The sequence below is a fragment of the Methylovorus mays genome, assembly GCF_020531915.1.
Lineage (GTDB): Bacteria > Pseudomonadota > Gammaproteobacteria > Burkholderiales > Methylophilaceae > Methylovorus > Methylovorus mays.
Genome location: NZ_JAJAVG010000004.1, coordinates 520,179 through 544,583 on the forward strand (window position 1 = coordinate 520,179; position 24,405 = coordinate 544,583).

A 24,405-nucleotide genomic window follows, 5' to 3' on the forward strand; every position below is an offset into this window, starting at 1 on the left:
GAGACTGCCTGTTTACATTTTGATACAATTTTAGAAAGCGTGTCAAATCACAAGTTCATTAATTTTTCATGTGCTGACAAGTGGAATGTCAAGCTTGTGAATCAGACCTGTGAATTAAGTCGCGCCATCAGAGTCGGAGTTGCATCAGTTCAGCTTCATTTAAAAATGATTTATGTGGGATAGGCCTAGCCAGAAGCCATGGATTGTGCCTACACTAGTCAATTAACCCCACAAAAAATCAGGTTAATAGCACATGCTGATGCAAATGGGTTGGGCTGTACAGTGTTTTTTAAGTCGTTATAAAAATATGTTTCATGTGGTTGTTTTGTAATATTTTTCAATAACTCTTGGAGGAGTTGCTATGAGTCTGGAAAGCTTGAAGGGCCTGGGTGTTGAGATTCCATATCAGGCCAAATATGACAATTACATTGGCGGCAAGTGGGTAGCTCCAGTGGATGGCGAGTATTTCGACAACATCAGCCCGGTCACTGGCAAAGTGTTCTGCAAGATCGCCCGTTCCACTGATAAAGATGTCAATCTGGCACTGGATGCTGCACATGCAGCCAAAGAAGCCTGGGGTAAAACCTCGACAACAGCTCGCTCCAATATCCTGCTGAAAATCGCCGACGCGATGGAAGCCAACCTCGAAAAAATCGCCATTGCCGAAACCATCGACAACGGCAAGCCTATCCGCGAAACCATGGCGGCGGATATTCCCCTCGCCCTCGATCACTTCCGTTACTTTGCCGGCGCGGTGCGTGCCCAGGAAGGCGGCATCAGCGAAATCGACCACGACACCGTGGCCTATCACTTCCATGAGCCATTAGGTGTGGTCGGCCAGATCATTCCTTGGAACTTCCCTATCCTGATGGCGGCATGGAAACTGGCGCCAGCCCTGGCTGCTGGCAACTGTATCGTCATGAAGCCTGCCGAACAAACCCCGGCTTCCATTCTGATCGTCATGGAGATCATCGGTCACCTCCTGCCGCCTGGCGTGCTGAATGTGGTCAACGGCTTTGGCGTGGAAGCAGGCAAAGCCCTTGCAACCAGCCCACGCATCGCCAAGATCGCCTTTACCGGCTCCACTTCTGTGGGTCGCCTGATCATGCAATACGCATCGCAAAACCTGATTCCCGTGACGCTGGAACTGGGTGGCAAATCCCCGAACATCTTCTTTGAAGACATCATGGATGCTGACGATGCTTACTTCGACAAGTGTCTGGAAGGCTTTGCCTTGTTTGCACTGAACCAGGGCGAAGTCTGCACCTGCCCTTCCCGCGCATTGATTCAGGAATCCATCTACGAAAAATTCATGGAACGTGCACTGAAACGCGTCAAGGCCATCAAGCAGGGCAACCCGCTGGATGCTTCGACCATGATCGGTGCGCAAGCATCGAGCGAGCAGGTCGAGATCATCATGTCCTACATCAAGTTGGGCAAGGAAGAAGGCGCGGAAGTACTGACCGGCGGCAATGTCACCAAGCTGGCTGGCGAACTAGGCGAAGGCTATTACATCGAGCCTACCGTGTTCAAGGGCCACAACAAGATGCGCATTTTCCAGGAAGAAATCTTCGGCCCCGTGCTGTCGGTGACAACCTTCAAGGATGAAGCCGAGGCATTGGCAATTGCCAATGACACCATGTACGGCCTGGGTGCCGGTGTGTGGACGCGTGATGGCAGCCGTGCCTTCCGCATGGGCCGTGGCATTCAGGCTGGTCGCGTCTGGACCAACTGCTACCACCTCTACCCTGCGCATGCCGCCTTCGGTGGTTACAAGCAATCCGGCATTGGTCGTGAAAACCACAAGATGATGCTCGATCACTATCAGCAAACCAAAAACCTCTTGGTCAGCTATAGTCCGAACGCCTTGGGCTTTTTCTAAACCCCTGCTGTTTTAAGCGGTCTTAAGGCGAGAGCGACGGAGCATTCCCCGTCCTCTCGCCTTTTCATTTTTTATTTATGCTACGCTCAGTGGCGCTTGAACAGGAGTTACCTATGACAGCAGCACGCATTGTGGCCACCCCCGCAGCAGAAGCGCTCATCGACGAGCTGAAAGCCAGACACGGCAAGCTCATGTTCCATCAGTCCGGCGGTTGCTGCGAAGGCAGCGCACCGATGTGCCTGCAGGAAGGTGAATTCATGATAGGCGGCTCGGATGTCAAACTGGGCGATGTGCATGGTGTACCTTTTTACATGGCGAAATTCCAGTTTCAGTATTGGGAGCACACGCACATGACGCTGGATGTGATTGCCGGCCATGGCGGCATGTTTTCGCTGGAACAGGCAACCGGCAAACATTTCATTATTCGCTCCCGGCTCTTTACTGACGAAGAATGGCACCAGCTTGCCCCGATTGAGACCTGTAGTTAGCCACAGCAAGGTTTAACCGTTACCCTACCCATACATATCGTTTTTAATCAATGACAGCACAATAGCAACTGCTTAATTTCGACTATTCAATCGCATACGGTCTTAATTAAACACGGCTCAGCTTCCTTTGTTTAGTGTGATTTAAGCAGCCAAGCCTATGGAAACCGATGAAACTCTTTAACCGACAATTGCGCTATGCAGCCATTCGCATCCCCTTGATTTATTGCGCATTTGCGGTCCTGTGGATCATGGCTTCCGACCAGATACTGGCATTATTTCTTCCCGAAGCCACCCAGATAACGCATTTCCAGACGATCAAAGGACTGCTGTTCATCCTGCTCACGGCAGGCCTGCTTTATCTCCTCATCAACCGCCAGCAATTACTCGCCTCGCGTTACAACAGCCTCACCGTGCATGCCAACGACAGCATTTTGCTGTTCGATCACCAGGGTAAGCTGGTAGATGCCAATGACAGGGCATTGCGCATGTATGGATACGCACGCGAGACCATGCAGCAAATACATGCTCGCCAGCTTTTGCCCGACGGGGCAAGTGATTGGCGTGGCTGCTTCCTGGCAGAAGCTGAGCATGACGGCATTATTTTCGAAACAGAACATAAACGCGCTGATGGAACCACCTTTTCGGTCGAGGTCAGCGCTTGCCCGCTGAACATTGGTGGCAACACTTACATCCAGGCCATCGTCCGCGATATTACCGAACGTCTCCGCGTGCTCGAAAAATTACGCGAAAGCGAACAATTGCTGACGGATATGTCCGCGATCGCGCATATTGGTGGCTGGGAATTTAACGTTGAAACAGGCTTTGGAAGCTGGACGCGGGAAGTTGCCCATATTCATGGCGTGCAATTCAAGGACAATATTTCTATTGAGTTCGGTCTTGGATTTTATGAAGCAGAGTCCCGGGAAAAGATTGAGGCTGCCATCAAGAATGCCATCGAACATGGAACACCTTACGATCTGGAATTAGAGCTGGTCACCGCGCGCGGTATCCGCAAATGGGTACGCAGTGTGTGTACGCCTCAAATTACCGCTGGCCGCGTGGTCAAGCTGCAAGGCTCTTTTCAGGACATCAGCGATCGCAAGGTAGCCGAAGACAAGATGCGTTTGGCCACCCTGGTGTTTGAAAACAGCAGCGAAGCCATCATGGTAGTAGATGGTAATAGTCAGATATTGTCAGTGAATCCCGCATTCACCGACATGACCGGGTACACCGCACAGGAAGTGGTCGGCAAAACCCCTAAAATCCTCGCTTCCGGCAAGCAGGACAGAAAATTTTACGAAGAGATGTGGCATTTACTGGATAGCAATGGCAAATGGCAAGGCGAGGTCTGGAACCGCCGCAAGAATGGTGAGAGCTATGCTGAATGGCTGACCATAGACACCATTTATGACAAGAGTGGCGAAGTCATCCGCCGGGTGGCTTTATTCTCAGACATCACAAAAAACAAGCAGAATCAGGAAGTGATCTGGCGACAAGCCAACTTTGACCAATTAACTGGCCTGCCTAACCGGCGCATGCTGCACGACAGGCTGAATCAGGAAATCCTCAAGGCGGATCGTAACAAGCAAAGGCTGGCGGTGCTGTTCCTGGATCTGGACCGATTCAAGGAGGTGAACGACACCTATGGTCACCTGATGGGCGACCAGCTCTTGCAGGAGTCTGCACAACGGCTGCAGCACTCGGTGCGCGAATGCGACACGGTGGCGCGCTTGGGCGGTGATGAGTTTGTGGTCATCCTGTCCAGCCTTGACGATAAAGATGTGGTGCAGGATATCGCCCAGGCTATCCTGAAAAAATTTGAGGCGCCCTTCCAGCTGGATAATGACCTGACGCATGTCTCGGTCAGCATTGGCATCACAATTTACCCGGAAGATGGCAGCGTCGGTGATATCCTTTTCAAAAATGCGGATCAGGCCATGTATGTGGCAAAAAGTAATGGGCGCAACCGCTACTCCTACTTCACCGCCTCCATGCAGGCGCATGCTCAAAACCGCATGCGTCTCAGCAATGACTTGCATCTGGCGCTGCCTGGGCAGCAATTTGAGCTGTACTACCAACCGATAGTCGACCTTGCCTCTGGACAGGTACACAAGGCCGAAGCCCTGTTACGCTGGCAACATCCCACGCGCGGCATGATTCCTCCAGATAGTTTCATCCCTTTGGCAGAAGAAACCGGGCTGATTGTTGACATTGGCAATTGGGTATTTTACGAAGCAGCCCGCCAGGCCAAGCGTTTGCAATCGCTGCATCACCCGGGCTTTCAGATCAGCATCAACAAATCTCCCGTGCAATTCCATAACGAGACCAATGGACATCAGGCCTGGATAGAGTTTTTGCTGATGAACGGTCTGCCTCGGCAAAGCATCGTGGTGGAAATTACCGAAGGTCTGCTGATGCATACCGATGAAAGTGTATCTGCCCAGCTGCTGGGGTTTCGCGATGCCGGCGTGCAAGTGGCACTGGATGATTTTGGCACGGGCTATTCGTCCTTGTCTTACCTGAAGAAGTTTGACATTGATTACCTCAAGATAGACCGGATTTTTGTGCGCAACCTCAGCCGCAACTCCAGCGACATGGCCTTGTGCGAAGCGATAGTCATCATGGCGCACAAACTGGATATCAAGGTAGTGGCTGAAGGTATTGAAACAGAAGAACAACGTGAATTGCTTCAGCAGATAGGCTGCGATTTTGGACAGGGTTATCTTTTCTCCCCGCCCCTGCCAGCCCCGGCATTTGAGGCCTACATCAAACCTTAAAGCGCCAACACCGATCAGGAAGTGATGCTGAGAACGGTCTTTATCCTGCAGGTTTCGTAACCCGTACACTTGCAGCCAAATGCAAGCATCGCAAAAAATGGGCAAAAAAATACCCGCCATCGGGGATAACAGCGGGTATAACAGGCTCACTCATCAGAGAGAGTCACAACATTAAGAGTCAGGAAATGTTGTGAATTCATAATACAAGGTCTTCCGGTTTTCGATCTGTCGGCATTTGTCTGATATGCATGTCAGACATACGGCCTACCCGCATGGAGCAGAGCAAACCCTTGAATTCCTCATTCGCTCGGCATACCCTTTCAAAAAACACAGAATGAATATCCTCGTCCGGCATCAGCCGCCTTCAGGCCTTTGCTGGCATTGGTATTGCTAGGATTAACTGAGCAAGATCAATGGCATGCTGAATTCTGTATCGCCCCTGCTCGTTTGCTGTCATTCAGGGGATACGCGTTCATCCAGTTCTTATCGATGCTTAACCGTGGCGCCCTGCTGCGCCACCTTAGTCATGGGAGTGAATGGTTGTGCACAAGCTAACAGAAACAACGCCGTTTTTTCATCAACCATCGCGCCCGCAGCCTGAGCCGCCGCAAGTGATACGCGATCTTCTGGCCGATGTCGGGCTTTCCATCAATGGAAATCAGCCATGGGATATCCAGATCTACGATGAAAAAGTCTACCGGATGATTCTGTATAAAGGCTCGCTGGGATTTGGCGTGGCCTATATGGAGGGCTTGTGGGAAGCCGAGCAGCTGGATGAAACCTTTCATCGTCTGCTGAGCGCAGATCTCGATCGCAAATTGAAAGGCTGGGCCCGTGTTCGCTTATTGGCTGAAGCCGTGCGTCATCGCATCTTCAATTTGCAATCGCAAGAACGTGCATTTACCGTGGCGCACAAGCACTACGACATTGGCAACGATGTCTTCGAGGCCATGCTGGACTCCTCCATGAGTTACTCCTGCGCCTACTGGGAGCGTGCCGACAATCTGGAACAGGCCCAGCAGCACAAACTGGACATGATCTGCCGCAAACTGGCGCTAAAGCCAGGCGAACATCTATTGGAAATCGGCTGCGGCTGGGGCGGCCTCGCGCGCTATGCGGCGGAGCATTATGGCGTGAATGTCACCGGCATTACTGTTTCCAAAGAACAACAAGCATTGGCCCAGCAACGCTGCGCGCACTTACCCGTTGAGATCAGGCTCATGGATTATCGTGATCTGCGCGGGCAGTACGACAAAATTGTTTCAGTCGGCATGTTTGAGCATGTGGGGCCCAAAAACTATCCGGTTTACTTCCAGAAAGCACACGATCTTCTCAAGAAAGATGGACTGTTTTTGCTACATACCATAGGAAACTATGTCACAGCGCCCAACACGGATGCATGGATAGATAATTACATTTTCCCTAATGGAAAAATTCCGTCCGCGGCCGAAATTGCACAAGCCATCGAGGACAAATTCATTCTCGAAGACTGGCACAACTTTGGTCAGGATTACGACCGCACGTTGATGAGTTGGTGGCAGAACTTCAACGAGGCATGGCCTACCCTTTCAGCGCAGTATGGCGAGCGTTTTTACCGCATGTGGCGCTATTACCTGATGTGTTGCGCTGGCTACTTCCGCTCGCGGCAAGGCCAGCTATGGCAGCTGGTATTGAGCAAACGTGAAAAGAGGCAGGTTTATCGCTCTGTCCGCTAGCGCATACGCGTGAAAAGCCAGTAGAATCAATAGACAAAAAAATACCCGCCGTTGGGGAAACGACGGGTATATAACGAAGGGTTGTGCAATACTTCTATTAGGGAATGAAAATATTGCAGAACCAATGGTATATATTTCCCGCTCATGCTCTCAGACGAGTTTGTCTGTCGGGCTTGTAGGATTAGTCCTACAAGCGTTGACTGCCAATAAAACGCCGTTTGAGAGCATTTATTTTTTTATGGATTATCAATTACTTAATAAGTAATGCTTACTATCCACATAGGGTTTGATAGCTAATTCTATAAATGTAACAGTTTGTAAAAGTTTTAAAATCCCGGCGCTCTCCACTAGCTCGTCTCATTTTTTATTAAAACCGCCTGCTCCATTGCACGGAAACAATATTGACGTCGCTGTCATAACTTCCGGTAATACGGCCATTAAAGCCGGCAGATGCACTACTCTGGTTGTCATCTATACGCGCATCCCTTAAAAACAAATGTGCGTAGCCGACATCCAGACGATCCTTTTCTGAGAAGTCCCAGCCTGCTCCCAGCGTCAGCCAAAGCCGGTCATTGCCGGGAATACGCGTTGTGCGGTACTGCTCACTCATGGCTTCCTCATCATAGGCTACGCCAGCCCTGAGCTTCCATTGCGGGTTGTAACGATAACTGATGCCCAGCGAATAGCGCATGGTGTTGTGCCAGTTTTCCGGGGTCAGGCTAAGCACAGTTCCGTTGCTATTGAGAATCCGCAATTCATTGAACTGGCTCCAGCGCGTCCAGCTGATGTCGCCCAGCAGCTCCCATTGCGGATTCAACTGATGAATGGCGCTTAAGGACAAGGATTCCGGCAGATCCAGATTGGCGCTGATCCTGCCGTTATTGGCCGCCAGCGCCTGCCCAAACTTCACCGTCCCCTCCAGATGCTGAACGACACGGGAGCGGTAAGCGAGGCCAATGCGCGTATCGCTGGCTGGCTGATAGATGGCGCCAAGGTTAAACCCATAGCCCCAATCATCGCCCGAAATATGCGCCGTGCTCTCACTCGAGACCAGGTTGACCGCGCGCGTGAGTTCGGCATCCGCATACATCACCGACACACCCAACCCCAGCGACAGGCGATCATTCACTCGAAATGCCATAGCGGGGTTGATGTTGTAGGTCTTGAGTTCCGACTTCACGGCCTGAAAGCGGCCTATCCAATCCTTGTCATATTCTGTCTTCAGGCCAAAAGGTGCGTTCACAGAAATACCCAGCCGTATATCCGGCGTTACCACATGCGAGTAATACAGATTGGGCACCACCGCCCAACTGCCGAGGTCGCCGCCCTCCCCATTACCGGGACGGCCCAGGGCATTTACCGAGCCCTCGTTGTTGAAATGCCCTGATGGGCGAATGGCATGGGCCCCCACCACCAGTTGCGATTGGGACAAGTACACCATCCCAGCCGGATTGAAATATACCGTGGAGGCATCCTCCGCACTGGCAGCGGCGCCTGCATAAGCATTGCCCATGGCACTGACGCTTTGCTCGATAAGAGAAAACCCCGCGCCATGGGCCGTCGCGGGCAAGGTGATGGGAATAGCGACCAACAAGAGCGCCCTGAACAGAAGATGTATCGCAACATGGTCATTCCGCATAATCCCCCCTTTATTTTTATTTTATTGAATTGCTCATTGTTTAAAGGGCATGCTCAAATACTGATAATTCAGTCGGCCTGCCGTATAAATAGCCCTGATAGGCATAACACCCCACCTGCTCAAGAAAAGCCTGTTGATAAGGCTCTTCTATGCCCTCTGCAATCACGTCCAACCCCAGATTTTTGCTCATGGCGACAATGGTTTGCACGATCACGGCGCTGTCGTTTTCAGGCGCGTTATCCTCAATCTCGCGCACAAAGCTCTGGTCTATTTTCAACGAATCCAGCGGCAAGCGTCGCAGTAGCGAGAGCGAAGAATAGCCAAGCCCAAAATCATCCATTGAAAGCGAAACGCCAATATTTTTAAGCGCCTGCATCTTGCTGACGATGTCATCAATATTTTGAATCACCAGACTTTCTGTCAGCTCGAGCACCAGCAACTTTGGATCGCACCCGCTTTCAAGCAAGGCATGGCGCACCTGCTCGACAAAGTCAGCCTGACCAAACTGCATGGCACTCACGTTGACCGACAGCCGCAAGTGGTGGGTTTTAGGATACTGGCTCCACTTCCCCAGCTGCATACAGGCCTGCTGCAACACCCAATTGCCGATGGGGATAATCAATCCCGACTCTTCCGCCAACGGAATAAATTCCCCGGGCGGCACCATGCCACGTTCCGGATGATGCCAGCGCAGCAACACCTCAGCCCCCGTCGTCTCTATCTGGCGATTTACTTGCCGCTGGTAATACAGCTCAAACTGCCCCAGCGAAAGTGCAAAACGCAGATCATTTTTGAGACTGGCACGCAAATCGATCACCGGCAGCATGCTTTCATCAAAGAAGCGGTAATTGTTGCGTCCCGCCCGCTTGGTTTCATACATGGCAGCATCTGCCCGCTTAAGCACCTCTTCCACATGCATGCCTTGGCGCTGGAACAGGCAGATTCCAATACTGGCGGAGCATTGATGCTTATAGTTTCCCAAGTCAACCGGCAGGGCGATATCTCCAAGAATTTTTTCCGCGATATGGCTGGCCGTCTGGATAGCCGCTTGCTCATCCCGCCCAATATCCTCCAGCAGCAGAACAAACTCATCCCCACCAATGCGGGCTACGGTATCGTGGTTTCTGACTGCGCGCTGCAGCCGCGTCGCCACCTCTTTCAGCAGCAAATCACCAAACGCATGGCCGCGACTATCGTTCAGTGTCTTGAAGTTATCCAGATCAATAAACATCAGACCGCCAATGCGGAGGGAGCTTCTGCTATTGTGAAGCGCCTGCGAAAGCCGCTCCATCAACAGCCGTCGATTCGGCAGATTGGTCAAGGCATCAAAATACGCCAGGCGCTCAATCTCATCCTGTGCCTTCTTGTAGGCCGTCTCATCCTGAATCAAGGACGCAAATCCGATAATGCGATTCTGGTCGTTCTTGATCGCGGTATTAAACCATTCGCAATGAATCACCCGGCCATCCCGCCGCACATTGTCATGCTGCCAATGCTGGCCGCCAGCCTCATGCGCCAGCTTGTTGATGATGTCCTGGGCCATGGTACGGCCATCCGGCGGCACAATAAAGTTGATGTGCTGCCCGATGGCTTCCGAAGGCGGATAACCGAAAATATGCTCCGCAGCTGCATTCCAGGAAGTCACCCTGAAGCCTACATCCCACTCAATGACAGCAAGCGGCGTATGGTCGATATGCAACTTTTGCCGCTGTGCCATGGCATTGATTGCCTCTTGGCTCTGATGCGCCGTAATGCGCAACGCAATGTTTTCGCGTAAACGGTTGGCCAATTTAAAGCTGGCAATCGAAACATATAAAATGAAAAGCAGCAGATTCACTGCCATCAGCATGGAGAAGTGATTGCCATCCCAGAAAAACCGCGGCAGCCCCAGCAGCACCAGTCCGCCAGCAAACGCAAACGCGGTAGGCTTATCAGTCGCATAGGCCATGACCGCTCCGCCACACACGCCCGCCAAGGCAAGCGTCAAAAATGCCTGATGCGCCGTATCGTCAGGATAGAACAGAAAAATGCCGGACAAGCCCCAGGCAACCCCGCATAGCCCGGACAAAGCACGGAACCAGTTAAGCCAGAAAACAGGATGATAAGAATGCGCAGGCGTGTGCAGGTAAACCCAGACCAAAGCCTTGCGCAGGATGTAGGCAATCAGAAAAAAAGTGATCCAGGCAAGGCTGACGGACAATGGAATCACGTCCGACTGTACATACACCAACAAAATCGCCACGATAGTCGCAAACACGAATGACCGTGTGCTACTGGCGTAGAGCATCTCCACAATTTCCAGCGTCAGATCTGCATGCTTGCCCGAATACAGAAAATCCTCTGGCGACGGCTGATATCCATTCCCTGACATATCCTCTCCGTACTGCTCTTATTATTTTTACCCTTTATTAAGGTATCGTCGCATGCACCTTTTTCTTTAATTTTCCTCATGCGGACAAGCACATGCTACTCCTCTATAGCCAATGCAGCACGAGATTGCTCCGGCATGTAAATCTGCACAACATGGTTTGCATAAGCACACGGGAAAGCCCAATTGCACTACCATAAGCAAACATTGCATATCCGAACCACCAACCAGACAGGACATCACAAACACATGAGCAAGATCATCGTTGAACATAACCCCTCAAAAGATCATCTGGAAAAGCTAGGGGTCACCAAATGGGCCACCTGGAAAAAAGAAGTCTCCGTATTCCCATGGGTATTTCCTGAACAAGAAGTTGCCTACCTGCTGGAAGGCGAATGCATCGCCACCCTGGAGAATGGCGAAACCGTGAAATTCGGCAAAGGCGATCTCGTCACCTTCCCCGCTGGCCTCAAAATTCAGTGGGAAGTAAAACAGCCCCTCTACAAACACTACAAACTCGACGGCAACGCCCTGACCCAGGTCTTCAGAAGAATCCTGCTAAAAATCAAAGGCTAATCCCTGGCGTCAATAGCCTTGGCCTGCAGTTAGTCAATAAAAAAGCCCCATGCAAGCATGGGGCTTTTTTATTGGAATACTCCTGAGTGTAATCAGCGATGCATTACCTCAGCGCTTGATCTGCACGCTGCATCGGATCGCAAAGTGATACTCAAGCAGTCCGGACTTAACTTAATGTTTTCTTCTTGCTGGCAACCTTCTTCGCTGGCGAGTCTGTTTTTTGTACCGCAGACGTTACCGGCTCTTTCTCAGCCACAGCCTTCTTGACTGCTGCTTTGACGGCAGCAGGCGCTTCTTCCACCGCTTGCTTGGCTGATTTAGCCTTCACCTTGGGCTCGGCTTCTGCCTTGCTTTTAGCCTTGATCGCATGCATGCGGGCACGCCACTCATGCAGCTGCTCATCCTCGATTTCCAGCTGAATCGCAAGGGCCTCTTCCTTACTGAGCTTGTCTTTTTGCAGACGGCGCGGCAATTTACCTGCCATTCTGGAAAGCAATCGCTCCTGCTCTTCCGCACTCAGCTTTTTAGCCTGCTCCAAATACTCCGGACTACTCATCTTCATAATCGCTCCCATTTACATCAGAAATTCACGGGCTCAAGTCTATAGCAAGGTGCTACAGGCATGCGTTACAGTTTTGCGTCAAATTGATGACAGGGCAAAATATATCGCCAACAAAAAAGCCTGAATAGCTCACACAACACGGTAAAATCTCCTCATGAATGGAACCACCCTACAAGCACTTCGCCTGTCGCTAGGCTACACCCCGCAAGAAGCTGCCTACATGGTCGCCGCCGTCCCCCTCGCCACCTGGAAAAACTGGGAAAGCAACGCCCAACCCATTCCCGACGAAATAGAAAACACCCTGCGCAACCTCGTCAGCTACAAACGCCAGCTGATCGAAGTAGCCCGCGGCCAGCTTCTCCACATCTGCAATGTGCAAGGCATGCCAGAGTCGCTCTCACTCACCTACTACGGCACCGAAACCGACTGGCTCACACAACAAGACGCCACCGCCGTGCAATGGAAACCCCACTGCATGGCCATGGCCGCCCTCGCTGAAGAATTTCCCGTGATTGAGTTAGTACTGTTTGACAACAACGCCTACCAAAGCTGGCTCGATGGTCGGCTGGATAGCCAACTGATGCGTGATCAGTGGGCGTCGGTGGTGACGCGATAGTTTGAGTAACTGAGCGATATTTGATTATCGAATGGATAGTTAAATAATTATAAATAAAAAACTGTTCACGAATATCAGACTAACCATAACTGGCATTCACTGTTCCCACCAGACAACAACCACATTCAGTTTTATGGCCTTCAAGGGCTGCTGGAATACCATCAATCAAGCAATTGGCTTCCCCTTCAACAATAAGGTTTACTCCGTGCGGTGAACCATCAGGATACCTCTTAGGGCAATCAACCTTATCCCCCAATCTGGCAACAGGCTTGCCATTAATGGTATGTGTAGGCGAACCACTAACTACCTTGCCTGCATGATCTGTAGGATCCCCGACAACGATAAATTTGCGTGCCATTAGCGTATCCCCCACAACTCCATCTGCAACCCCGGGAAACGGGTTGCAACATGCAAACCAATACCGCCATGTTGTAGCATATGTTCCCAGAGCGGCCCTTGCTGATCGACTTGGAAATATATGTATCCTGCATTAAATGGAATTTGACGTGGTGGCACAGGAAGCATTCGTAATGCAATGCCCGGAAGATGCAAATGGACGAGCTCGGGCAGTCTATCCGCAGGAGCCAGCTTGCCATGGGCGGGAAATTGCTGAGCTAGTAGCTCCCCGGGCATATTAGCGGTTACTGCCAAAACCATACTGCTAAAGCTTGCGATCTCGGCAGGGTCAAGGCTGGCAAGGTACATGCCGTGTGGCTTTTGAATTAATTGAATACTTTGCGCACTGCGAACAAGCAGATTATTTAGTAGTTCTCGCACGTCTTCGACCAATGGTTTGAATGTACCGTAAGCATGTCAGCGGCCAAAAGAGTTTTATCTGTATTATCAATACTAAAATAATCAGCATCGGCGAAGACTGCTGAGTCTTTTAATTCGTATATTCTTACTTTTATGGGTGAGGCTCGTCCGGTCTGATCTGGATTCACATCACCAGAAGCCTCTAGCTTAAGTATCAGTCGAGTAGGCTCTTTGACTTGGTCTGCCTGCCCATAGAAAGGCAGCATTAATACAATCGCAGCAAAAACCAATAAAAAACTGTTGAAAAATATTTTGCTCATGAGACCCGTGACTCATTAGGAGTTGCAACAGAAGTTGCTGACGACACATAAAACATCGGTTTTACTATCGTCAACAACTCGAGCAGATCAAAAGAATGACAAATCGCCATTCCCTGTCTTGTTTAGCAATCAAGCTTCTTTATTCAGCTTGATGTCATAGCCTGCCGTCACTGCGCCACCAGAGCCACCTTGTTGGTTCTGAACGGTGTACTCCTGCTTCACTTTTGCGAAAGACAAACTGACATCCTCGACGATACGCTCATCTGAGCTTGAGCCTGACGGCATCACATTGGTAATAACCACGTCAGACATGGTGATCTTGAGATATTCGAGAGGACTACCGCCAGCCTTGCGAACTACAAGAACAGCCTCTTGAATATGTTTTCCAGTCAGGCAGAATTTCATGAGATTAGGACTGGAACGATCAACATAGTGCGAAAAATTGAGATCCTTGACTGTTGCCTTGCCAGCGCCCCCACCAGAGCCAGCATGCATGTTGGATTCTTGTAATATTTGCCAATCCCATGTCAACACTTCAATTTCGTTTTTATGAGACGAATCCTGACTTTCACCATCAATACCGTTGATTTTCAAAAATATGTCTTGTGCCATGATGTTTTCCTTAAAAAAATTGCGTTGAGGGAGGTAATTACGCGGCTGCTTTCACAGAAGGCAATTTAGCAACCAGCCTCAAGCTGACCGTCAAACCTTCTAGTTGAAAATGCGGACGCAGGAAAAATTTCGCGCTGTAGTACCCAGGATTACCTTCAATATCCTCTACCACGACCTCAGCAGCAGCTAATGGGCGACGCGCCTTGGTTTCCTGACTGGAATTGGCAGGATCAGCATCCACGTAATTCATGATCCATTCATTGAGCCAGCGCTGCATGTCTTCGCGTTCTTTAAATGCGCCGATTTTGTCGCGCACGATAGACTTCAGATAATGAGCAAAACGAGTACTGGCAAACAGGTAAGGCAGGCGTGCTGACAGATTGGCATTTGCAGTTGCATCAGGATCAACATACTCCTGCGGTTTTTGCAGAGATTGAGCACCAATAAATGTTGCATGATCAGTGCCTTTGCGGTGTACCAATGGAATAAAACCCGCTTTAGCCAGCTCAGCCTCACGGCGATCAGAAATGGCAATTTCGGTAGGACATTTCATGTCGAAACCACCGTCATCCGTTGGGAATGTATGGCAAGGAAGGTTTTCTACTGTGCCCCCAGACTCCACACCACGAATCATGGTGCACCAGCCATAGAGTTTGAAACTGCGATTGATATTAACCGCCATCGCATAAGCCGCGTTATTCCAGACATAATTGCGGTGATCTGCGCCTTCGGTTTCCTCTTCAAAATCAAACGCATCAACTGGATTGGTTTTGGCGCCATATGGCAGTCGCGCCAGGAAGCGAGGCATTGCGAGGCCTATATACCTTGCATCCTCAGTCTCGCGAAGGGAGCTCCATGCGGCATGCTCGAGGTTACCCGTAATTTTTGCGAGGTCCCTTGGATTAGCAAGCTCCTGCCAAGAATCCATTTGCAAATTGGAGGGAGCAGCACCAGCAATAAATGGGGCGTGTGAAGCAGCGGCTACCCGGATTTTTTGCCAATGTCTGTTTGGCGCTGGTCGCCTCCGGTTGCTCGGAAACCGGAAATTTGAGGCCAGAATTCAATAGCACCGTGGTTTTACCAGCGCCTGGATTGCCAATGATCATGTACCAGGGCAACTCATAGAGGTATCGCTTGCCCTCAACCACCCTGCGCAACATCCGCCAAAACGAGCCAGTCCCCCCAGCCATGGTCATATGCATCTGCTTCAATTGAGAAACAGCTTTGCGTGCAAGCTGGCCTATAGCCTTTACTTCATTCTTAGCGGCCATTTGCGCGCCATCATCTCGTCGCATCTTTATAGCGAATACCTCGTCGCTAAGCACTAGCGGCCATAGTTTGTACAAGCCCCAAGCGACATACAAAAGAAAAATGAACGAAATGACGGTAGCCCGCACCCAGACAGGACTAAGAGGATGCACAAGGCCAAAGGAAAAAAAAGGCCCCGCGTGCCAAATCAGCAACGATAATGCAGCAATACCAACCAAGGTCTTGGGCCATTCCATCAAAAACAGAACAACCAGAACACCCAGTAACAAAATGACCGTTACCCGCATGGAGAGGGATGACAGGCCGTTTGTTTGTTCTCGGTGTTGGTTACTTCGTAAATGATGGCTTTAACGACGACTTCACCTTGTGGCTTATCAATCTGGACTAGCAGCGCCTGGAGCTGGTCTATTTCCTTTTCTGTGCCATAAAAAATGAAGGCGTCAGAATCCTTTGCAATCTGCGAGTAAGCGTTGGTGCCTGTATCAAGGGTGTTTGTATTTCCTTGCGTCACTGAAGAACCGGGAACAGATCCACTCGATACATTGGTTGAAGCTGTATTTGAAGTGCTTTGCACCTGGCGCTGAAAGGTGAAGCGGCCATTGGTAAAAATACTGGCGACCAGATCGGATATGTAGCGCACTGACCTGTAGCGAGGCTGATAATAAAAGGGGCGCTTGTCCCCTACTCTTTCCGGGCCGTCTGACTTCTTGCTGATAAATAGGGTTTTGCCGATATGCTCCAGTTTGTAGCCATAAACATCCAGCAGCAGGTTAACGGATTGCTTGAGCTCTTCTTTCGACATGCTGGCAATGCGGAAGGTGACGGCACGGGAATCATTGATAAATGCGTCATCGGCAATGTAGCCCGTATTCAGCACTTCGGTGTAGCCGATTTTTATCAGCTCGCTTAATCGGACCGCATCCAGCTGGACGTTGATTTTTTCTTCATCGGCTGCAACAGCTGACATTGAGAATGCCAAGAAAATAAGAAGAAAGATTCTCATGGCTGAGGCATTTTTGCGCGATCGGCGTTTTCAGCGCCTGACCAGTTGGAAAAGACTTCATCGCCCAGGACGGCACCAACATCAAGACCCACCATGCGGATATTGGGAGGGCTGACTACATACCGGTGCGTGCCGGCATCGTTACGCAATACAAGGGTGAGTGTATCGCGGTATTTATAAAAGCCTGCGATACGCCATTTATCCGTCGGTGCAGGTGGATTGCTTGCAGCGGGCGCCGGATTGTTTACGGCAGGCGGTTGATTGGAGGTCTGTTCAGTATCGGCTTTAGGTTGGGCGTTTGATGCAGGGTGAAGAAATTTCCAGACGAAAAACAGGCTGAATAATGCAATGGCGAGCAGCAGTGGGATGAAGAACAGGAACAGTTTTCCAGAGAGGATATTGCCGCGTTTGTCGATATTGGTTTCCCTGGCGCTGGCGTCGCCTTCCTTTTGCTGGCTGTTGGAGGTGTAGAGGGGAAAGTATTTAGGCTCGTATGCACGTTGCAAAGAGCGTAGCGGCGTTTTGACGATGCGGGCTCGCTTGAAAATATCGACACGGTAGCGACTGGATAGACCGACGGCCGTCAGCTTTTCCATACGGTATGTTTCCTCGATGACGGCCCGCACCGAACGGTGAATGTCCATGACATCTTGGGTAATGATCGCGACGTCGCAAGTGACTCCGGTTTCAGGATGTGGGAAGTGGCGATGCATCCGGAAAAAATTCATGACGCGGGCCGGACGTGGCAGGCCGTTTTCATCCTTGAGGGCGAAGCCATCCCAGAACCGCCAGATTTCATCGAGGGCTAGCAAATCACCGGGTTGAATGAATGCCTGTATGCCCTGCTCTTCATCTTTATCCGTACGCCAGAAAGCAGGGTCTTTCACCTGGTCATGCGTGACATTGACCAGCTGACCAAGCGCTGATTCCTCCAGCCCTTCGGCCACGAGGAGTTTTTGCATTTCGTCATAGTTCAGGCCTGCAATGTTGGACACTACACGCCTGCCCTGCCGGATGGCATTCAGGATGACAACCGTGACCACCTCATAGGTTTTACCGCTCCCCATGATGCCGACATACGCTTTGATTGCCATACGTTAACCAATGAAGGGAATGCGACGAATAAGAAACCGGGAGATATAGGCACCGATGACGACGGGCACGCCATAGGCAATATTGAGCAGATTGAGGAAATACCAGATAGAGGGATGCAAGCCTGAAAAGGCTGCAATTAGGGAGCTTGACGATAAGAAGCCAGCCAACAAGGGCGACAGTTCAGAAACAGCGAAACTCAGGAGCACCGTGAGGACGGTTGCAATGACGGCCTTAATCTGAGCTACGCCAATCAACCAGCGGAGAGCAAGAAGAAGCCAACGCAGCATTTAAGCCCCCAATACGATAAACAGGGCCGCGAGCGTGAACAGCACGGTAAAGGCGGCGCGAATAATGGCGAAATTGTTTTCTATGAGAACGCATGCCACATGGAAGGAATACACGTGGTTGAACAGTTCAAATTGAGCATCAAAAGGACATACCCCGGTGTATGCGGGCACCTGAAAGGCTGACAGCGAAGAAAACATATCCGTTAACGGGCTGGATGTTGGCATGGTGGATGCCATATCCGAACTATCGCCTGGATTAAGCAAATCAAGCCTTATCTGATCCAGGCGGGAATTGATCGTATTTGCGGCTTCAAGAGCCTCACCAGATCGGGCGTAATCATTGGGGAATTGGACTTGATTATTGTTGGTGCCAGAGCCTGAAGAACTGGAGCCATTGGTATATGTGCCGCCAGCACCGCCGCCTGTGAGTGAGCCAGCGGAGCTTGAATTGGAGGAGCCCTGATAAGCGCCAGAAGATGAAAAGCTGTAATTGGTGGTTTTTATGTAGGAGTTGCCGTTGCCATCGGTTGTATTTGTTTGAATCTGGATGTTGGTGCCGCTGGAAGTCGCTGAGGTAATTACCTGGTATGGATTAGAGGTAGAACCGCCTCCGAATACGACCTGATTGGACGAAGGCTGATTATAAAGAGAGTCCATAAAATCAGCGTCAGAAAGAGGCGTATAAACGGGGGTGCCATTGGCATTGGATAATGAAAAATCCATATTGCCGTCGGTTTTAGCAAGGCGGGCATCCTGTAAATAGCACTTTGCGTCATTGGATTCATAACCCTCCGGGCATTTGGTGCTTGTAACCGCGCCACCGCGCTGGTAATACCAGCTCCCCCCAGAACAATATTCGGCAGATGCATCGTAATTGCCTGGGCAGGCGGCAGCGCACGCCTCGGCCATCGTATCGCCCGTTGCCTTGGGCGAAAACTCACCAAATCCGTATGTCGCAAAGTAGCACTCATACTTTACTTGCAATTCAGGATCAATCACGGATGGAGCGTCAGGAGCCTTGGGCTGTTTGGACGGATCCGTTGTCAGCGGGATGCGCAAGGTGGTGCCGCCTTTGGATAGGTTTAATTCCGTTGGTGTGGTGGTATTGCCCTGGGGAATTTCGGCGACGGGGGTGCCGTCTTCGCCGCATAGGACAACATTGGGGCCAGCGCCACAGCTTTCGACGGTGACTTTGTATGCATACGCGAGGGTTGCGCTCAACAGGAGCGTTAGACACAGTAAAAGGCGCTTGAATTTAATCATCGCTTAGCCCTTTTATGACGGCCCAGGCGCATAGCAGCCCCATTTCAAACATGAGGAAATTGAGGAGGTCACCTGGTGAGAGTGTTGCAAGCATTGGGGTGGATGGGCTAGCCCCGAAAGACTAGCCCGGTTGCAGATTACAGACCGCGAACGGCGGAGATCACCATACGGGCGCCCTTCCAGGCGACGTATACACCAACCATGATGGCGGCAACGGCCAGAATGGCGGTGATGACGGTGCTGAAGTCTACCGAGGCAGTGAGGGTGCTAAAGTCAACGGGCGAAGTTGCCGCATGGACATTGCTTGAAGCAATACCCGCTACACCAGATACGGCAGCCAGTTGCAGTTTTGCGCCGAAGCGCTTTGCTTGGTTCATCAATTTCATGTTTAAAACTCCCAATTTAAAGCGTGGCTTGCCCCACGCGGCACTAGGGAACAGTACCCCTAATTCTTTTTTACCATCGGCGCACAGCGCTGATGATGGCCCCGGCGTTTTTGGCGACTAGCCAGAGCAGTAACACGTTTGTAAATGCGAAGGCCCAAAAAGCGGCGGCCTCGGTGTAGTCGTATTCAGTGGTAGAACCAGACCCATTACCGGAGCTTGTCCCACTCCCGGCCACATACGTGCATGTGCCGTATACATTCAATGGCGCATTTAGTGTAGTCGTCGGGTTGGAGGCAGTTACAGGGTTATAGATAGTTAATTTCCATATCCCGGAATCCTTGATGTAGGCCATGCGGTAGGAGTTAGTGCCCGAGTTACCCACCACCAGAATATGCTGCGCACTGTAAAAAGCATCAATCGCTTCCTGCGATGAGGACCAGCAAACGCCAGCTGCCAAATAGCCTTCGGCCCTAGCAAGGCCGGATAAAAGCAGTAGCGTGAGGAATAAAAGATGCTTTTCCATTTCAGTGTTTTTTACCAAACCCCGGCCATGCCGCCGAGTTTATCCAGCGTTAATGAGCATAGATATGAGGCGGATTCGGCATATCGCGGGTTATTTCGGAGATTCAGAAAGAAGCCAAAATTGGCCCGCTGTATACACGTGCGCATAGGCACAAAATCTTGACTCATGGCACTTCCTTTCGCTTGGTAAAAAGCGAAATCATGTGCCGAAGCGCGTAGTGAGGAAGTTGTCCCAATCACAGAAAATAGCGATTGGTTGCAGGTTTCGAGGGCGTTATATGCTGAGTCACACACTGGCATTGATTGTCCCTCTCAATATGAGCAAATCGAGGTCTTTGGTGGCCCATATCTGGTAATCAAAGACGCCCATCAAGTCAGCGATGCCCAGGGTATGTTTGGTGGCAACGGGGAAGGTCTGCTCTTTATGAATGGCGGCGAATGCGCCCAGGTATTGGCGCATGACCTTGGGGGCTGGTATGCCACGGCTCGATTTATAGCGGCGTTCGCCCAATTCGCGGCTATGGGCGAAGGTCTTGCTGATGTATTTGCTCAAGTACGCGGCGAGCTGCAAGCATGTGAAAATCGGCGATTGGCCGGAGAAGCGCTTTTTACGGTAGCGCACGTCTATCTGACCTTTGGTGTTTTCTCCAGTGTCATTGGCGTTGCCACCGATGGCGATATACCAGCACTTGCGGAGGTGGTGGACATCCTGTTTGCCGACGCAGGCAATGTGCATGTGCAATGCGCCGCGTTCCTGGTATTCCTTGACGGCGACATAGAGCCAATCAGGGTATTTTTCGCGAACGAGGCGCACGAAGCGGGTGAAGTCTTCGTTGAGCTTGTCGCTGTCGGTCATGTTCTCGCGATAGACCAGCGTCAGGAGGTGATCGGCCCCGATGGACTGGATCAGAAAGCGGACTTTTTGCCGGGCGCGGCGTTCGGCACGGCGGAGGTTTTCTTCTTGAGAGGCTTCGATTTCCTCTTCGGTTTTTTGGCGTGGCAGGCCCCTGATCCCGTGTGAGCGGGATTTCCGTAGCTCTTCCATAAAGTTGACACGCCTTTGTATCATTTCCACCATTCCTGAGGCGAACTCCCTGATTGTTAAGTGATAATCGGGGAGTTCCGTATATACATGATCCTGATCTAGTGCTAAGCTTGAACCCATGTTTTAGCCATCCTCACTATGGTTAAAAATAGAGAGCCCTGATTGGTTGCCGCCTTTCAGGGCTTTTGTTTTATGCCTTTACCTGTTCCCGTGCTTGCTCTTTTGCCTGGATAACGGGGGTGAGTTTTTCAATGCGGGGTTGTAGCCGCCCTTGGTAGTTACTCCAGCCGATGGATGCCATATAAAAGCCAGCCTCTGGCTTGAAATCCGGGTCATAACTTGGGATGACGCCTACTACCTGATCGACGAAGCATTGCAGATCGTGGCGGACGTATTCCCCGCGTTCGCTTTTGCCAGTGCGTGAGTTGATTGCCAGTACTTGAATTTTGAGTTCCATGGTGTGTTTCCTTTAGTGATTGAGTGCTTATGTACCCGCTGCTTGGGTGTTAAGCCCCTACGGTGCGGGCGTGGCCGAGGGGAGTCTTATTCATAAAAGGATTGCTCTAACGCGTTTTTGGTGACGAGCGCGAGGTTGACCAGGCGGTATTTGCCGATCTCGACCACGGGGAGATAGCCCTTATTTATCCAGCCTGTCACGGTGTCTTCGGTGACGCCGACGTGTTGGGCGAATTTTGAGCGTGACATGACGGGGACGACGGTCAATTGACTTGCGTCGAAGGGAGTGTCCATAATGCGTTAGGCTCCTTTAGGCTACATTACATTACTATGTCCATACTTGGACATACCATAAGCAAATATAACCACGAATGGACATACCGTGTCAACAGTTGGAGAGAAAATAAGATTGATTCGAGAAGGCTTAGGTATGGGCCGACAAGAGTTTGCGGATAAGACAGGAATTGCCAAAGGAACATTAATACGTACCGAGCAGGGGCAAAACTCCCCACAGGTAAGTGTCTTATTGAGAATTGCTGAGCTCTGGCCTGAGTTTGCGGCCTATCTTCTTACGGATCAAACAGATATTAAGCAGAGGAACCCTGAGCGGGAAGGCCTGGCTGAGGACTTACAAGGTCAGAGAAAAGCGAGTTAATCGCTCGAAGAATAAGAAAAAACTGGTTGGATAGATAAGGGGAGATAAATGGAAAATTTAATTAAAAAATACGGATGGATCGGATGGGCATGTACGGCAGTAGTGATAATGTTACTCGATCTATACATTTACTTTTCCCGGTTGAACCCTTCCATGTCCACAGACCTTACGGCAACATGGGGCCAATTTGGAGATTATATGGGAGGGACGTTAAATCCTATTCTAAGTTTTTTTGCGTTTGTCTTTTTAGTTAGAACTTTGGCTTTGCAACAGCAAAGTATACAAATCCAGAAAGATGAGCTTTCTCTCACCCGAGAGGAAATGAAAAAAACAACAAGGGCTTTGGAGATACAGAATATTGAGGGAGTTTTTTTTCAGTTATTAAAAAGAAATACTGAGTTGCTAAATAATATTGCATTCAGTACAAGCACCAATGGAAACGGAGTTCAAACACTTTATTTGGTATTACATCCATTAATTAATTTAGAAGCTCGAGATAACGAATCTGTAATTAAAGGATTTCTCAATTCAATTAAGACGATTAAAGTTTCGGCTGGACCATACTTATCAAACTTATATTTGATCATTGATATGATTGATAAAAATAACGAACTTGATTTTGTTGATAAGAATAAATATATAGATATAGTAAAGTCTCAACTAACTTCATGGGAAGTTGCCTTTTTATTCTACTATGGACAATGTGAGGAAGGGTTTCATTTCGCTTATTTTATAAATAAATATGGTTTATTTAAAAATTACGACCCCTCCTTAATAAATAATAAATTGACAGAATATGATCATTACGATGCATTTGCTTTTAAGTAAGAATTATCTATGTAGTCAGCCCATTTTTGCATCATATCCTTTCTTTGCTCAATGAACTTTGTACGATTGTAGGCAGCGCCTAGAGCGTCAGGTACTTTGTGGGCTAGCTGATGCTCGATAACGTAAGGATCAAAGTTTAGGCGTTCGTGCAGTATCGTTCGGGCCATGGCGCGGAAGCCGTGGCCTGTTATCTCCGTTTGGGTGTTGTAGCCCATTCTCTTTAATGCGGCATTGATTGCCGCTTCACTCATTGGCTTTCTGGGGTCGTGTCCGCCCCTAAAAACCCATTCCCCATGCCCAGATATAGGGTGAATCGTTTTAAGCAGTTCTACGGCCTGCGTTGAGAGCGGGACAAGGTGTTCTGTTTTTGTTTTCGTAACCATGTAGCGCCACTCTCTCGCTTCCAGGTCAATGTCAGCCCATCTTGCTCGCCTTAGTTCACCTGGACGAACGAAAACGAGGGGAGCCAGCTTTAGGGCGATCTGGACAGTAAGAGAGCCTTTGAAGCCGTTTATTGCTTTCATGAGTTGGGCGACGTCTTCCGGCTCTGTCATTGACGCCATATGGCGTGTTCTGGCTGATGGTATGGCCCCTCTCAAATCGGCGGTGATGTCACGCCCCGCCCTGCCTGTTCTGACAGCGTAGCGGAATATCTGGCTAGTCACCTGTAAGACTCGGTGCGCAGTTTCCAGTTTGTTTTGGTCTTGTATGAGTTTGAGAGGTTTTAGGATATCTGGAGGCGTAAGCGTTGATATTTCCGCTTTGCCGATCCATGGGAACAGATACACCTCAAGGCGGCGCATGGTTCTCTGATGGTGAGTTGAGTTTACCGCTGGGCGGTAATAGGTCAGCCATTCGCGGGCGATATTTTCGAAGGCGTTTTGCACAATTGCTTTTTGTGCGGTCCTTTGCTGTTTTTTATGGGCGGAGGGATCGATTGGGGGTTCCTGAGCCAGCAGTCTTCTTGCTTCTAGGTGCTTTTCTCGGGCCATAGCCAGCGTAATAACCGGATAGATGCCTATGGCTAGGGTCTTACGGGTACCGAAGTAAGCATAATCATATCGCCAGTATTTGCCCTTCTCGTTTACGAGAAGGTAAAGCCCGTGACCATCTGTCATGCGGTAGGGCTTAGGCTGGGGCTTTGCTTGTTTTATTTGTAGTTCAGTAAGTGGCATTTACAGTATCTCAATACAGTATCTGAAATCAGAGATTCGAAGATGCTGCTCAAAATACTGTAAAAAATTATGGACTGTCAATGCTGAACATTGGAAATCATTAGGCAATA

27 protein-coding genes are annotated in these 24,405 nt (G+C 50.1%); 8 read left to right on the top strand and 19 right to left on the bottom strand.

Annotated features, from left to right (window positions below):
• Window positions 1-361 precede the first annotated feature (361 nt).
• From adh to cfa, 4 genes are all read left to right on the top strand, one after another.
• Entirely contained in the window at window positions 362-1,882 is a 1,521-nt protein-coding gene (gene adh / locus LG203_RS04730) for an aldehyde dehydrogenase (RefSeq protein ID WP_230344715.1), read from the top strand.
• A gap of 113 nt (window positions 1,883-1,995) precedes the next feature.
• Entirely contained in the window at window positions 1,996-2,370 is a 375-nt protein-coding gene (locus tag LG203_RS04735; protein ID WP_230344716.1) for a DUF779 domain-containing protein, read from the top strand.
• Window positions 2,371-2,537: 167 nt separating this feature from the next.
• Window positions 2,538-5,147: a sensor domain-containing protein gene (locus LG203_RS04740; protein WP_230344717.1), complete on the top strand. Its 2,610-nt coding sequence runs from the start codon at window positions 2,538-2,540 to the stop codon at window positions 5,145-5,147.
• Between the two features lie 536 nt (window positions 5,148-5,683).
• Complete coding sequence (gene cfa, locus LG203_RS04745) at window positions 5,684-6,862, top strand: cyclopropane fatty acyl phospholipid synthase (protein ID WP_230344718.1); 1,179 nt, start codon at window positions 5,684-5,686, stop codon at window positions 6,860-6,862.
• A gap of 367 nt (window positions 6,863-7,229) precedes the next feature.
• Here the strand turns inward: cfa and LG203_RS04750 are convergent, their stop codons facing one another.
• Both LG203_RS04750 and LG203_RS04755 read right to left on the bottom strand, forming a co-directional pair.
• The gene (locus LG203_RS04750) at window positions 7,230-8,501 is read right to left on the bottom strand and encodes an OmpP1/FadL family transporter (RefSeq protein WP_230344719.1); all 1,272 of its coding nucleotides are present in this window, start codon (window positions 8,499-8,501) and stop codon (window positions 7,230-7,232) included.
• A gap of 40 nt (window positions 8,502-8,541) precedes the next feature.
• The gene (locus tag LG203_RS04755) at window positions 8,542-10,872 is read right to left on the bottom strand and encodes a putative bifunctional diguanylate cyclase/phosphodiesterase (RefSeq protein WP_230344720.1); all 2,331 of its coding nucleotides are present in this window, start codon (window positions 10,870-10,872) and stop codon (window positions 8,542-8,544) included.
• A gap of 246 nt (window positions 10,873-11,118) precedes the next feature.
• Here LG203_RS04755 and LG203_RS04760 point away from each other — a divergent pair, with 246 nt between their 5' ends.
• Window positions 11,119-11,445, top strand: coding sequence for a cupin domain-containing protein (locus tag LG203_RS04760; RefSeq protein WP_230344721.1), 327 nt, complete (start codon window positions 11,119-11,121; stop codon window positions 11,443-11,445).
• Window positions 11,446-11,611: 166 nt separating this feature from the next.
• Here the strand turns inward: LG203_RS04760 and LG203_RS14415 are convergent, their stop codons facing one another.
• Window positions 11,612-12,007 carry a hypothetical protein gene (locus LG203_RS14415; RefSeq protein ID WP_328486504.1) on the bottom strand — a complete coding sequence of 132 codons (396 nt, stop codon included), beginning with the start codon at window positions 12,005-12,007 and terminating at the stop codon, window positions 11,612-11,614.
• A 154-nt stretch (window positions 12,008-12,161) separates the two neighbouring features.
• Here LG203_RS14415 and LG203_RS04770 point away from each other — a divergent pair, with 154 nt between their 5' ends.
• Window positions 12,162-12,623 (top strand): Aca2/YdiL-like domain-containing protein, encoded by a 462-nt coding sequence (locus LG203_RS04770; protein WP_230344722.1) that lies wholly within the window; start codon window positions 12,162-12,164, stop codon window positions 12,621-12,623.
• 79 nt (window positions 12,624-12,702) lie between these two features.
• Here the strand turns inward: LG203_RS04770 and LG203_RS04775 are convergent, their stop codons facing one another.
• The 15 genes from LG203_RS04775 to LG203_RS04845 form a co-directional block, all read right to left on the bottom strand.
• A complete protein-coding gene (locus tag LG203_RS04775; protein WP_230344723.1) occupies window positions 12,703-12,981 on the bottom strand; it encodes a PAAR domain-containing protein in 279 nt (92 codons plus the stop codon).
• Window positions 12,981-13,400, bottom strand: coding sequence for a type VI secretion system baseplate subunit TssK (gene tssK / locus LG203_RS04780; protein WP_230344724.1), 420 nt, complete (start codon window positions 13,398-13,400; stop codon window positions 12,981-12,983). Before tssK ends, LG203_RS04775 begins: the two co-directional genes overlap by 1 nt.
• Complete coding sequence (gene tssJ, locus LG203_RS04785; protein ID WP_230344725.1) at window positions 13,385-13,699, bottom strand: type VI secretion system lipoprotein TssJ; 315 nt, start codon at window positions 13,697-13,699, stop codon at window positions 13,385-13,387. Before tssJ ends, tssK begins: the two co-directional genes overlap by 16 nt.
• Before the next feature lie 129 nt (window positions 13,700-13,828).
• The gene (locus LG203_RS04790; protein WP_230344726.1) at window positions 13,829-14,311 is read right to left on the bottom strand and encodes an Hcp family type VI secretion system effector; all 483 of its coding nucleotides are present in this window, start codon (window positions 14,309-14,311) and stop codon (window positions 13,829-13,831) included.
• A gap of 37 nt (window positions 14,312-14,348) precedes the next feature.
• The gene (gene tssC, locus LG203_RS04795) at window positions 14,349-15,239 is read right to left on the bottom strand and encodes a type VI secretion system contractile sheath large subunit (RefSeq protein ID WP_230344727.1); all 891 of its coding nucleotides are present in this window, start codon (window positions 15,237-15,239) and stop codon (window positions 14,349-14,351) included.
• Window positions 15,214-15,867 (bottom strand): hypothetical protein, encoded by a 654-nt coding sequence (locus tag LG203_RS04800; RefSeq protein WP_230344728.1) that lies wholly within the window; start codon window positions 15,865-15,867, stop codon window positions 15,214-15,216. Before LG203_RS04800 ends, tssC begins: the two co-directional genes overlap by 26 nt.
• Entirely contained in the window at window positions 15,858-16,583 is a 726-nt protein-coding gene (locus tag LG203_RS04805; protein ID WP_230344729.1) for a hypothetical protein, read from the bottom strand. Before LG203_RS04805 ends, LG203_RS04800 begins: the two co-directional genes overlap by 10 nt.
• Window positions 16,580-17,677 carry a zonular occludens toxin domain-containing protein gene (locus LG203_RS04810; protein WP_230344730.1) on the bottom strand — a complete coding sequence of 366 codons (1,098 nt, stop codon included), beginning with the start codon at window positions 17,675-17,677 and terminating at the stop codon, window positions 16,580-16,582. Before LG203_RS04810 ends, LG203_RS04805 begins: the two co-directional genes overlap by 4 nt.
• 3 nt (window positions 17,678-17,680) lie before the next feature.
• Window positions 17,681-17,965: a hypothetical protein gene (locus tag LG203_RS04815; protein ID WP_230344731.1), complete on the bottom strand. Its 285-nt coding sequence runs from the start codon at window positions 17,963-17,965 to the stop codon at window positions 17,681-17,683.
• The gene (locus LG203_RS04820) at window positions 17,966-19,228 is read right to left on the bottom strand and encodes a hypothetical protein (RefSeq protein WP_230344732.1); all 1,263 of its coding nucleotides are present in this window, start codon (window positions 19,226-19,228) and stop codon (window positions 17,966-17,968) included.
• A gap of 137 nt (window positions 19,229-19,365) precedes the next feature.
• Complete coding sequence (locus LG203_RS04825) at window positions 19,366-19,614, bottom strand: hypothetical protein (protein ID WP_230344733.1); 249 nt, start codon at window positions 19,612-19,614, stop codon at window positions 19,366-19,368.
• A 70-nt stretch (window positions 19,615-19,684) separates the two neighbouring features.
• On the bottom strand, window positions 19,685-20,137 hold the full coding sequence (locus LG203_RS04830) for a hypothetical protein (RefSeq protein ID WP_230344734.1): 453 nt from the start codon (window positions 20,135-20,137) through the stop codon (window positions 19,685-19,687).
• Window positions 20,138-20,422: 285 nt separating this feature from the next.
• Entirely contained in the window at window positions 20,423-21,205 is a 783-nt protein-coding gene (locus tag LG203_RS04835) for a rolling circle replication-associated protein (protein ID WP_230344735.1), read from the bottom strand.
• A gap of 166 nt (window positions 21,206-21,371) precedes the next feature.
• On the bottom strand, window positions 21,372-21,638 hold the full coding sequence (locus tag LG203_RS04840; RefSeq protein ID WP_230344736.1) for a hypothetical protein: 267 nt from the start codon (window positions 21,636-21,638) through the stop codon (window positions 21,372-21,374).
• 86 nt (window positions 21,639-21,724) lie between these two features.
• Window positions 21,725-21,931, bottom strand: a complete 207-nt coding sequence (locus LG203_RS04845; RefSeq protein ID WP_230344737.1) for a hypothetical protein — start codon at window positions 21,929-21,931, stop codon at window positions 21,725-21,727.
• Window positions 21,932-22,019: 88 nt separating this feature from the next.
• On the opposite strand from LG203_RS04845, the gene LG203_RS04850 reads away from it, so the two are divergent.
• Together LG203_RS04850 and LG203_RS04855 are read left to right on the top strand one after the other, a co-directional pair.
• Window positions 22,020-22,292: a helix-turn-helix domain-containing protein gene (locus tag LG203_RS04850; RefSeq protein WP_230344738.1), complete on the top strand. Its 273-nt coding sequence runs from the start codon at window positions 22,020-22,022 to the stop codon at window positions 22,290-22,292.
• 153 nt (window positions 22,293-22,445) lie between these two features.
• Window positions 22,446-23,120 carry a putative phage abortive infection protein gene (locus tag LG203_RS04855; protein ID WP_230344739.1) on the top strand — a complete coding sequence of 225 codons (675 nt, stop codon included), beginning with the start codon at window positions 22,446-22,448 and terminating at the stop codon, window positions 23,118-23,120.
• On the opposite strand, the gene LG203_RS04860 is transcribed toward LG203_RS04855, so the two are convergent.
• Window positions 23,096-24,295 carry a tyrosine-type recombinase/integrase gene (locus tag LG203_RS04860; protein WP_230344740.1) on the bottom strand — a complete coding sequence of 400 codons (1,200 nt, stop codon included), beginning with the start codon at window positions 24,293-24,295 and terminating at the stop codon, window positions 23,096-23,098. The two genes, LG203_RS04855 and LG203_RS04860, sit on opposite strands and share 25 nt — an antisense overlap.
• Between the last annotated feature and the right edge of the window lie 110 nt (window positions 24,296-24,405).